The sequence below is a fragment of the Streptomyces aurantiacus genome, assembly GCF_001418335.1.
Classification (GTDB): domain Bacteria; phylum Actinomycetota; class Actinomycetes; order Streptomycetales; family Streptomycetaceae; genus Streptomyces; species Streptomyces aurantiacus.
This window is the reverse complement of record NZ_LIPP01000280.1, coordinates 21,330-32,666: the sequence shown is the minus strand read 5'-3', so window position 1 is coordinate 32,666 and position 11,337 is coordinate 21,330. Positions and strand designations below refer to the sequence as shown.

Below are 11,337 nucleotides of genomic sequence, written 5' to 3'. Positions count from 1 at the left end.
GGCGGGCGAGTCTGGCGGACAGGGAGCCTGGACCGCAGCCCAGGTCGAGCAGGAGCGGCCGGTCGCGACCGGCACAGAGATGTTCCGTGACGTCGGCGATCACCGCGAACCGCTCCTCGCGGTCCACCGCGTACCGCTGTTGCTGCCGCTCCCAGCGCTCCACCCACATACTGGCCGTTCCCATACTCACGCCCATCCGGCCGTGCCACCTCGCCCGTCTCTCGCCCGTCCCTCGCCTGTCGCGACTACCGAGCAATCTACAGGTGGAAACGATTATCAATGGCCGTTCACTCCAACGAGCCGAGAACGGACAGCAGGCGATCGATCTCCTCGTCGGTGCTGTAGACGTGCAGGCTGACCCGCACGGACCCGCTCTTCTCGTCGACACCGGCCTGGCAGAGACTGTCGGCCCGGACCATGAAGCCGTGGCTGTACAGGATGAAGCCCAGGTCGTCGGAGGGAATGTCCCGGTGCCGGAAGGTGACGATGCCGTGCCGGCGTTGAGCCGCGGGCAGTGCGCTGTCGGCGGCGAGACCGACGGGGCAGCCGAGGATCTCGTAGCCTCCCAGGCGGTGCAGCCGGTCGGTCAGACGAGTGGTCAGCCGGGTGACATGGCGGGCGATGCGTTCGGGCCCTGCCGCGTCCAGCCAGTCGAGCGCGGCCAGGAGCGACACGATGCCCGCGGTGTTGGGGGTGCCCTGCCACCCCTCGGGCCGCAGCACCGGCCCCCGGGTGTTGCGCGCCCACACCGCTCCCGTACCGGGCAGGGCCATCGCCTTGTGCCCGGAGAAGACGACGAAGTCGACGTCGAGCGCCGGGTCGCCGACGTCGACGGGGAGGTGGCCGACGCTCTGGGCGGCGTCCAGGCAGATCGGTACGCCGGGGCCGACGGCGGCGCGCAGGCGGTGCACGTTCATGTCACCGCCGTAGACATGGTGGACGTGAGTGGCGGCGACGAACCGGGTGCGGGGCCCGATCACCTCGTCGAGGGCGCGGTGGTCGTAGTCGCCGGAGGACGCCTGGTAGGGCAAACCCCGTACCCGCACGTCGACTCCGCGCTCGGCCAGCAGCCGCCGCGCTTCGAGCCAGGGCTCCAGGTTGGCCCGGTGGTCGGCGAACGGTACGAGGATCTCGTCGCCGTCGGCGAGCAGCGGCACGAGCCAGTCACGGGCGACGGTGCGCAGGCCCTCGGTGGTGCCGCTGGTGAAGTGGACGGTGGAGCGCCCTGGTTGCCGGTCCCCCAGGAACTCCTTGACCCGTTCACGGGCCCGTTCGACCAGTTCCGTGGTGCGGTTGGCCCAGGGATACGTACCGCGGCCCGCGTTGGCGTTGGAGGTGGTGAGGTAGGTCTGGACGGCATCGAGGACGGCCCGCGGTTTCTGCGAGGTCGCCGCGCTGTCCAGGTACGTCAGATCCGGGTGCGCGGTGACGATCGGGAACTGCTCCCTCAACTCCCGCTGCCAGGAGTCGACTTCATCCAAGGTCTTCTCGGACACGGCTCACTCCCTCACCAGCGGTGCGCCGGCGTCCCGCCAGGCCACGATGCCGCCCGCCAGGCTCCGGACGTCCGGGTGACCCATACGGGACAGCAGCGCGGCGTAGCGCAGCGACTTCTCCCCCACCGGACAGGCAAGGAGCACCGGGGTGCGCTTGCTGAACGGCAGCCCCGGCCGGACCAGTTCCTCGAAGAGTTCGTCGACGATGTTGACCGAGCCCTCGATGTGCAGGGCGGCGTAGGCGTGCGGACCCCGCAGATCCACCACCAGCGGCCGGGGTTCTCCCTCCGCGATCCAGCGCCGCGCACCGTCGATGTCGACGGCACGGCCCTCCGCCCTGATCTCGTCGCCGCTGAGCGACGACGGGGAGTGCCCGCGCCGCGGCCTGCCCAGCAGCTCCGGGCGGCGTTGCCGCACATAGCTCAGGTAGCTCTCGGCCCGGTCGCAGACGATGAACACGGCGGTCTGGCGACGGCCGGTACCGTCCAACTCGGCGTCGACGGACGTCAAATGGCGTACGGCGCCCTGGTACGCGGCACCTCCGGTCGGCCCCGACAGCAGTCCGCAGCGGCGGATCAGGGTGACCATCCCGTCGATGGCCTGCTGCGAGGTGACCGGGGCGAGAGCGTCGTAGGTCGCGGGGTCGAACAGGCCGACCTGGTGCACTTCGTCGATGGTGCGGATCCCGGGTATGAAGTCGGACTTGTCGGCGACCAGCCCGAGCACCCGTACGTCTCCGTCGTGCTCGCGCAGGACGCGGGCGACGCCGGTGGAGGAGCCGGCCGTGCCGACGCAGGCCACGAACCAGTCCGGCACCCGCCCGTCGAGGTCCTTGACGATCTCGGGCCCGGTACCGGCCGCGTGCGCCTCGACGTTGCGCGGGTTGAAGTACTGGTCGGTGTGCAGATAGGTGCTGCCGGGCTCGGAGAGCGCCTGGTGGAAGCGGGTCAGCGGGTCGTCCGTGTCCGTGGGGTCGAGACACTCGCTCTGTCCGGGCAACTCCTCGATCTCGGCGCCGAGCAGCAGGAGCAGTTCCTTGATCTCGGGTACGCGCATCCGGTTGGTCACGCTCTTGAACTTCAGCCCGTGCATCCCGGCCAGCAGGGCGAGGGCCTTGGCCGTGTTGCCGCTGGAGAGTTCCACGACCGTCCCGTCACCACCGGCCGCGTCCTCCAGGTGCGGGCGGGCCATGTGCCAGGCCGGGCGGTCCTTGACGGAACCGAACGGGTTGAGCATCTCCAGTTTCGCGAAGAGGTCGATGTTGCGGAGACCGTGTACGGAGGGGTCGATGCGTACCAGCGGCGTGTTGCCGATGGCTTCCGTGATGCTGTCGTACCTCATGACGGCACTCCCTGCGGGTGTGTGATCGGCCAGTAGTTCTCATCCGGGCACCAGCGCCAGGTCCCGCCGTCCTCGGTGACCGCGACCGTCCGTGCCACCGGCTGGCGTTGCGCGTGGTGGGCGTGGAAGTCCATGACGTATCCGGCGGTGTTGACGAAGGCCAGCAGGTCCCCCACCTGAGGCAGGCGGGGCAGGAACACCAGCCGACGGGTGATCAGGTCGCCCTCCAGGCAGAGATTGCCGACGAGATGAACCCCGACCGGCCCACCGTCCGCGCTGTCGTGGGCGCTGTCGTCCACGCTGTCGTCCGCCCCGTGGTCCGCTCTGCCGTCCGTCGCCTCGTGCTGAGGGCCGCCACGCGGCAGCAGCACGGGGTCGACGAGGACCCCGTGTTCCTCCAGGCTCACGTCTCCGGCGTTCATGCCGAGACGCACCAGGTACCGGCCCGGGTCATCGCCCATGGGCCGCACCTCCAGCACCCGCGCCAGCGACAGGCCGCACTGGTCGACGAGGGCGCGGCCGGGTTCGATGTACAGGTCGTGCAGGTGTTCCAGGAGCAGGGTGGCCGGTGCCCGGCCGAGGACGGGGGCGGGGCGGGAGAGGAGTTCGTCGAGGTAGCCAGGTCCGGCGGTGGTGCGATGCGCGGGGTAGAGGGCGGCGGTGCCGCGGACCGTGCCGGCCTCGTTGCGCAGCCCGTAGCCGTGGCCGCCCCAGGTCAGGGGTGGGCGGATGCCGAGGACCGCCTCGCTCAAGGCGGTCGTCCAGCGCTCCCACTCGCCGGCGTCCTCGACGTAGCCGACCCCGAAGCCGCCGCCGATGTCCACCGCGCGCGGCGCGAGACCGCGTGCGCGGCACTCGTCCATGAGCAGCACGCAGCGCTCCAGGGCCCGGCCCTTCTCCTCCAGGCCGGTGGTGTCCAGGTGATAGGCCAGGCCGACCAGTTCGACGCTGTCCGCATGCCGTTCCAGCGCCGCCCACAACTCGTCCGCCTCGGCGACCGGAGTGCCGAACCGGCTGCGGCGCGACAACACCCGCGTGCCCGCACCGCCGGGTCCGGCGTCCGACTCGAACCCGGAAAGCCGCACCAGCACGTGCGTCCTGGCCGACCCGTACTGCCGTACCAACCCGGCCAGTTGATCCAGCTCAGCGACCGAGTCGAGGTTCACCGTCGCGCCCACCGTGGCGGCCAGCCACAGGAACTCCGGGTCCTTCGGACCGGTGGCCATCACCCGGTCCCCGGTGAAGCCGCAGCCCAACGCGTGCCGCAGTTCCTCCAGAGAGGCCACGTCGATGCCGACGGCTGCCGGGTCGCACGCCGCGAGCCTGCGCACCAGGGCGCTGGAACGATTCGCCTTGTGGGCGAAGTAGACCCTCCCGGCAAGGTGGTGACGCCGGTAGACGGCCAGGAAGCGCTCCGCGTTCCGGGCGACGACGTCCGGGAGCAGCACGTTCAGCGGCGATCCCAGCGCGTCGACCAGGGAGTGCAGGAACGGCGCGTTCTCCAGGAGTGAGGCGAGTGGTGGGTCCGCCCGTGGCCGCAGATACAAGGGCGCGTCCCTCACGAAGTACCTCCCGCGTCAGTCAATCAGCGGGTCGTCGCCCCGCCAATCAGTCGTGATAGTCGTTTCCAACTACACGCGTCGCTAAGCCTTCTCGTCCTTGCGCAGCCCCTTCTCGTCCCTTCTCATCCTTTCTCGTCCCTTCTCATCATTCCCCGGGGTCGACCGGCTCATGACGCGATGGCCGGGTGCTCCGGTAGCAGGTGCGGGAGGGCGTCGGCTGTGACCGGGATGAGTCGGACAAGTCCGTAGTCAGTCAGGAACTTTTGCAATCAGTCGGGGACTTGACGTGATGGGAAAGGCCTGAGTACGCCCAGGCGTTGCAGCTCCACGATGTGTTCCGCCGCGCGTCGTGGTGCTTCTCCGCCGGTCACGAGTACGCCCGCCTCGATGTTGCGCCGCGCGGCGGACTCGGTCAGGTTGGCGCTGCCGAGGAAGAGAGTGCGCCGGTCCGCGACCGCGAGCTTGGCGTGCTGGCGTGAGCGGATCTGTTCGGCCGGGTCCCGGGCCCAGGCCCAGAGCCGCAGGCCGGGCACAGCCGCGAACGCGTCGGCCGGTTCCTTCCCCCGGAGGAGCCCTCCGGCGCCGGCCAGGGTCTCGACCACGACGTGCGTCCGGACTCCCCTGTGCACAGCCTCCGTGAGAGCTCGTGTCAGAGCGGGATAGGCGCGCGCCGCGTACGTCATGGCCAGCAGTTCGTGCCGTGCCTCGTCGATGACCTCGATGAGCACCTGGGCAGTGGCACGCGCGGGTACACCCGGCGTCGAGGGACCACTCCACACGGTGCGGACCCGGACCGCGTCCCGGGCCTGCCTGCGGGCGGCGGCATAGCCCCGCACGTAGGCAGCCGCCTCGGGGGAAGGCACCGACTCCGACTCCATGGCGTCGCAGAGCGCCGCGACGGCCTCGCCGACTCCGGGTGTCGCCAGCTCGGTGAGTATGCGCTCCCTGGTACGTCCCTGAGCGAGCAGGCCGGCGAGGTCCTTGCTGCGCGACAGGCCGAGGGCCGCGACGGCGGCCTCGGCAGCGGTCTCGAACGCGGGTCGGCTCACGGCAGCAGGACGACCGGCGTCAGCACCGCATCCTGGTCGCCGGCCAGCGGGACGAGGAACCGCCGGTCCAGGAACCGGTTGCCGCGTTCGCACGTGGTTTCCGACACGAAGAGGCAGACATGACACGCGGCTCCGTGGAGGAAGTCGGCCGGGTCCTGCGGCAGGCGCTCGGCGCAGAGCGGATCGGCCGAGCAGTGGCGGGCGTCGGTCAGGGCCCGGCGCACGATCCGGTCGAACTCCCTCGGCTCGGCGAGCGACACCAGACCACCCAGAGTGCCCTCGGAGTCCGGGACGGCGGTGTAGATGAGGATGCCCGTCCTCGGATTGTCCTCGTCCCCCGCGTAGATCCGCTCGGCGAGCGAGGCGGAGTTGTAGCCGCACTCCAGGGCGATGGTACGGATCAGCAGATGGGAGAGGGTGTGCAGGGCGATGTACCGGGCCCCGGGCCAGCCGTAGTAGGGGTCGAAGTCACTCGTCTTGCGGTCCGACTTCCGGTTGGAGCGGAACCGTGCGTACGCCTGCCGGTGCGCCTCCATCTTCGGCGACTTCTCCATACGCACGGTCCACTCGGCCAGTAGACCGTCCCGCACGCGCAGGAAGACGCCCTCGCCACGCACTTCGCTGGCCGGTACCCAGTTCCGGACTCCGCGGGACAGTTCGACGCGTTTCGCGATCTCCAGGGATTCGGGGTCGGGCGCGTCGAGCCGGGTGAACCCGATCAGCGCCCGCGCCTCACGCAGCCGCTCCACCTGCCTGATGTCGGCGAAGAGCTCGCTCAAGCGGGCCGGGGCCAGCACCTGCCGGAGCGCGAAGTCGTCGCTGGGAATGGGCACGGGCCCGCTGAGCGCGTCCCATTCGGGTCCGAAGAGGTCCGACTGGACGTCGGGGGCGGAGGGCGCCGGGCCGGCGGTCCCCCGCTTGCGGGCCACGATCGCCGCGACCACCGCGTCGGCGTCGAACTCCTTGAGGAAGGCGAATTTGGGCATGCGCGCCATGAAGCCGAACTGCCCTCGGTCCTCGATGAGTTCGAGGTCCGGCCAGTGGTCGTCCAGGAGTTTGTCGATGTCGCCGCCCTGCGCCTTGGGCAGCGCCAGGGCGCTCAGGGTGAGCGGGAACCACTGGTTGGACGCGCCCGCCACCATCAGGACCGGCTCCTCGCCGCACCCGCTGGTCTCGTAGGTGCCGAGATGCGGATGCCGTCCGCGGCACCGGGGCAGATGGCGCCGGCCTCGTTCGCCCATGGCTTCCCGGATGTTGCGCTTCACACCGCAGGCGACGCATTCGATGGTGACGTTGGCGGCCTGGTTGCCGCCGTGATCCTTCATGCGCAGCTTCGGCCGCGGTGTCGTGCCGCAGGACTGCCCGTGGTGGACGTACGCGGTGTACGGGAACTCGTCGAGATGGCCCGCGATGCAGACGAGGGTGAAACGGGCCGCCACGGCGAGCGGTTTGCCCCGCTTGCAGTCGTGGACGAACTTCGCCTCGTGCGGCGTCCGTGCGTTGGCGTTGACGAAGGCGAACTCGCCCGAGTCGATGGCCGCCAGTACGTTGCACGCGGTGCAGCGCAGCCACTGCGGGAACGGCGTGACGGGCACTCCGATCCCCTGTGCCGCCCAGCCCTTCGCGTCCGAGTCGGCGCCCTCCAGCCAGGGAGCGGCACGCAACTGCTCCACCTGCCCGCGTCCGTAGCGCTGCAGCGACCGGTTGACGGCGGCGCGCAGCCGGGGCTCGTCGATGTCGTAGTCGGTGACACCGGAGTGGCTCCAGGAGTCGATTCCCCTGATCAGAACGGAGAAGTTGGGCAGATCGACGAGGGCCCCGACTCCGGCGGTGAACATGAGGTGGCTGGGCCGTACGGCACCGACTCTGCGGTTGCTGCCATGGCTGTTCATCGCTTGGCCTTCCTGACCCGGTCGGCCGTGACGGGCCCGTACTCGTCGCTGTCCACGGTGTTCGCCGTGTCCGGGTCCGGGTCGGTGTCGGCGCCTGCGCCGGTTCCGGAGGCGCCGAACGTCCAGCCGGGGCCGTCGCCCGAGGGTTCTTCGAGGAACGCGCCGCCGCCGGGAAGGAGCAGATTGATCTCGTTCTCCGTCTCGCGCATCGACATGCCGACGGTCAGTTCGGTCCACCGGGAACCGTCCGCCCGTCGCAGCAGGCCGTTGACGACGGTCGTCTTCTGTTTCTCCTTGCGGTAGCCGAGGGCCGAACTGCTCTCGTCGCGTTTGCGGCGCCATTCGTCCTTGAGCCGGTCGAGCCGTTCACTCAGGTAGTCACGGGAGCGGTCGTTCCCCGCGCGTTCGGCGCGTTCGAGAAGCCGCCGTTCGACCTCCTGGGCGAGCGGTCCTTCGAGGTCGACGTGGTGGGCGTCGAGGTTGCGGGAGAAGTTGTAGGCCGCGTGACGCAGCGCGGCGACGTAGGTGGCGGCGACACCACGGTCGAGCGCGCGGCGGGTGAACGGGGTGACGGACAGGGCTTCCACCTGCCGGTAGAACGTCGCGTGATAGTGCTCGAAGTCCTCGTAGTGCGCGAGGTCCCGAGGGCGTGACCAGTTGTAGAGGGTCACCACCAGACCCGGACGGGCGGCGTCGCGGCCGACCCGCGAGGACGCCTGGATGTACTCGGCGGTGTTCTTGGGCTGGCCCACGACGAGCATCAGGCCGAAGCGGGAGACGTCGACACCGACCTGCAGCATGGAGGTGGCGAGGACGACGTCGACGGCCTGCCGCATGGTCGGTGTCATGGACGCGCGGGGTTCACGCTTGTCGGTCATGGCGGCGCCGTACTCGCGCAGGAAGGCTCGTCTGCGCACCGAGGTGTCCCGCTCGGGGTCGAACTCGAAGTCCAGCCGCTTAAGGGCCGAGCCGATGTCCGACGAGGAGATGCGGGATGTCAGTTCCTGGATGCTGAGCATCCCCGCTCTGCTCACGATGCGGTCCGACAGCGTGTCCTGTCCCTTGCGGCTGCCGTTGGACCGCACCCGGGTGGTGATGTCGTCGTCCATGTACCGCCGCATACCGGCGAGTTCACGCGTCGCGTTGAAGTAGCCGACGAGGGTCATGTACGGGTCCGCCGGCCTGCCGTAGTCGTCGAAGAGCTGCTGTCCCGCGAGCAGCAGGATCTCCGCGACGCGGATCTCGGCGGCCTTGAGGCGGGTGCCGTGCGCGCACACGCCGAGGTAGCGGCGGCCGGGGTTCTCCCGGCTCAGTTCCACCTGCCGGGAGAAGAACGTGTCACCGACGTCCAGCACCTGGGGCGGGAAGACGGCGACCTTGCGGCCGAAGACGCCGCGTACCTGTTCCGCGGCCCGCTTGGTGGTCGCGGTGGAGGCGATGATCTTCGGGCCGACTTCGTGACGTCGTCCGTGCGCGTCGCTGACGTGCCACGTGCACAACTGGTCGACGGCGGCTTCGAAGAGGCCCACCACGGTGCCGAGCGCTCCCGAGATCAGATGCAGCTCGTCCTGGATGATCAGGTCCGGAGGCCGCAGACGAGTGACGGGCTGGGCGGTGACGCCGGGCAGTTCGCCCCTGACGTTGTGGCGGCCCCCGCAGCCGATCTTGGCGTCCAGGTCGTCGTGGCGGTAGCCGTGGCGGGGGCACAGCTCGGTGACCCTGCCGAACAGCAGGCCGGCGTAACCGTTCCACGGGAGCTGGGCGAACTTGTCGACCGTGGCGATCAGCAGCGAGGGGGCCAGCCGGTAGATCTCCTCGTCGACGGTGAGCACGGGGATGCCTTCGCCGAGCGCCTCGCGGCGGGAGAACGGGCAGCGGTCCTGCGCGTCGCCTCCCTCGCCGCGAGGGCAGTACAGCAGGACCCTGCGGCGGCCCTCGTCGTACTCCATGTTCGAACGGGCGGTCAGCCCGCTGCCGCACCAGGGGCAGGTGAGGACCTGCAGCACCCGGGCGTGTTTGTCGCTGGCGTTCTCCTTGGCCTCGGCGATCTGTTCCTTGGCCTCGTCGAACCAGTTCGGTGAGACCGCCGTGCCCACCCAGAGCCCGATACGGAACGGGGTGGCTCCCCAGCGCCGGTCCCGCGCGAACTCCTCGCGGCGCAGTACCTCACAGGCGCTCACCAGGGCGGCGGCACGCTGGAACTGCTGGGCGGTCAGCAGCCGCAGGGTGTACCGCATGAGAACGCCCACACCCGCCTCACCGCTGCGGGCCTGCGCTCCCGATCCGATGGTGCCCTGGAGGCGCCGCAGCGCGAAGGTGTAGGCGGCGAGTCCGAGATACGCCTCGGTCTTGCCGCCGCCGGTCGGGAAGAACAGCAGATCGACGAGGGCCGCCCGGCCGGTACCACGATGCGGGTGCTCCGGCTGAGTGAGCGAGTCGATGTTCAGCAGGACGAAGGCGAGCTGGAACGGCCGCCAGCTGGCCGCCCCCTTGCCCTTGCCGTGTATCTCGTCGTAGGCCTCCCGGTAGGACTCGGATTCGTCCTCCCGGCCGGTACGGGCGGCCGCGATGGCCGTGTTGCGGCGTTGCAGAGCCATGGCCCGGTTGGCGAACCGGAAGGCCAGCAGGGCCGTCTCGTCGGCCACGAGCCGGTCGATGCCGAGGGTGATGCGGTCGCAGACGTCCAGGGCCTGCTCGATCGCGCTCTCGGCCGATCCCCTCAGATCGGGGAGGAGTTCGGCGGCACTGCGCCGCTGCTGCTCCAGCCAGGTGCCGTAGCCGTCGGCCAACGGGGCCAGGGCGGCGCTGAGTTCGGCACGCCGGCCGGGCACAGCGAGCGCCGCCAGTTCGTCCATGCCCAGCTCCAGCCCCTGGAGCAGGTTCTGCTCCTCGGGTGCCGGCGCGGTGGTCGCCCTGACGTCGTACTCGGGAAGCCAGACGGTGGTCAGGCGGTGCGCGTTGCGCTCCTTGTCGCGGACGTGCGCGTGGACGGCGACGTTGCGGCCGTTGGCGTGCCTGAGGCTGTCCCGGTAGAGGAGGCGCAGCCGGCGTTCCTCGGCGTCCTCGGGCGCCGTGTCGTGGCCCGCGGGGGCGAGGGGGTCGTCGACCGGCAGGAAGACGGCGGCCTGGTCGTCGGGAAAGGCGGTGACGTCGATCTCGGTCTGGAAGAGCCAGTGGGCGTCGCGTGCGTCCGCGCTGTCCGGCTGCCGGTTCAGCAGGGCCAGCTCGACTATGCGCAGGTCCTCGGTGCCCGTGCGGCCGGTGTGCCGGCGTACCTGCACGTCCAGGACGACGGTTTCGCCGTCGAGCGGAACGGTGCGGTCGGCCCCGTCCGTCACGTCGATGTCCACCAGGCGCTCGACGGGCTCGCGCGACCAGACCCTGCGCGTCGTCCCCCGCTCGGTGGCCTCCTCCGTCTGCGTGTAGTGACCCCAGCGGACGGCGGCACTGAGTGTGCCCACGGAGGCCGGGACGGTGAAGGACAGACCCATGGAGGACGCCCACATGTGTCCGCCGGCCTGCGGGCTCAACCGCTCCTGCAGATCGGCGTCGTCACCTTCCTGTTCGTCGCCCGACTCCCCGTCCGCTCCCTGAGCCGCCGCCCGGGCGATCCGGTCCACGGTGACGGCCTGGGGACGCGGACCGAGCACACCGACCAGGTACCGGTCACGCGGACCGGAGGAGGCGCTCGGCAACGTCTCCGTCTCACCGTCCCAGGGGCCCAGCAGATCCCGCCGGACGTAGTTCACGAGTGCGTCCCGCACCGCGTAGGAGTCCCCGGCACGGAACGTCTGGGGAACTTCTTCGAGCGGGTGCGGAACAGCGGCCTGGGCAGGCTTGGCCGGCATACGGTGGGTCCTTCCGGACAGAGCCGACGAGGGCACGAGTGTGCCCCGGTGGTGTGAATGCACCAGAAATATAGACCCGTTGACTCAGTTCACACAATGAATATGGGGGCATCGTCACTCGGCATCCCGACAGTCCCTAGGCTGGTGTC

Annotated in this window: 6 protein-coding genes and 1 pseudogene; all 7 read right to left on the bottom strand. The window is 70.1% G+C overall.

The window, feature by feature from the left end; translation table 11 throughout:
* Positions 1–196 (bottom strand): annotated as a pseudogene (locus AOK01_RS31125) (class I SAM-dependent methyltransferase); the annotation flags it as partial.
* A gap of 91 nt (positions 197–287) precedes the next feature.
* Complete coding sequence (locus AOK01_RS31120) at positions 288–1,496, bottom strand: aminotransferase class V-fold PLP-dependent enzyme (RefSeq protein ID WP_055517517.1); 1,209 nt, start codon at positions 1,494–1,496, stop codon at positions 288–290.
* A gap of 3 nt (positions 1,497–1,499) precedes the next feature.
* The gene (locus AOK01_RS31115) at positions 1,500–2,837 is read right to left on the bottom strand and encodes a pyridoxal-phosphate dependent enzyme (protein ID WP_055517516.1); all 1,338 of its coding nucleotides are present in this window, start codon (positions 2,835–2,837) and stop codon (positions 1,500–1,502) included.
* A complete protein-coding gene (locus AOK01_RS31110; RefSeq protein WP_055517514.1) occupies positions 2,834–4,399 on the bottom strand; it encodes a Y4yA family PLP-dependent enzyme in 1,566 nt (521 codons plus the stop codon). Before AOK01_RS31110 ends, AOK01_RS31115 begins: the two co-directional genes overlap by 4 nt.
* Before the next feature lie 269 nt (positions 4,400–4,668).
* Positions 4,669–5,448 (bottom strand): DISARM system phospholipase D-like protein DrmC, encoded by a 780-nt coding sequence (gene drmC / locus AOK01_RS31105; protein ID WP_055517512.1) that lies wholly within the window; start codon positions 5,446–5,448, stop codon positions 4,669–4,671.
* A complete protein-coding gene (gene drmB / locus AOK01_RS31100) occupies positions 5,445–7,340 on the bottom strand; it encodes a DUF1998 domain-containing protein (protein WP_055517510.1) in 1,896 nt (631 codons plus the stop codon). The genes drmC and drmB overlap by 4 nt, the downstream gene beginning before the upstream one ends.
* Positions 7,337–11,188: a DISARM system helicase DrmA gene (drmA, locus tag AOK01_RS31095; protein WP_213862178.1), complete on the bottom strand. Its 3,852-nt coding sequence runs from the start codon at positions 11,186–11,188 to the stop codon at positions 7,337–7,339. The genes drmB and drmA overlap by 4 nt, the downstream gene beginning before the upstream one ends.
* Positions 11,189–11,337: the final 149 nt, after the last annotated feature.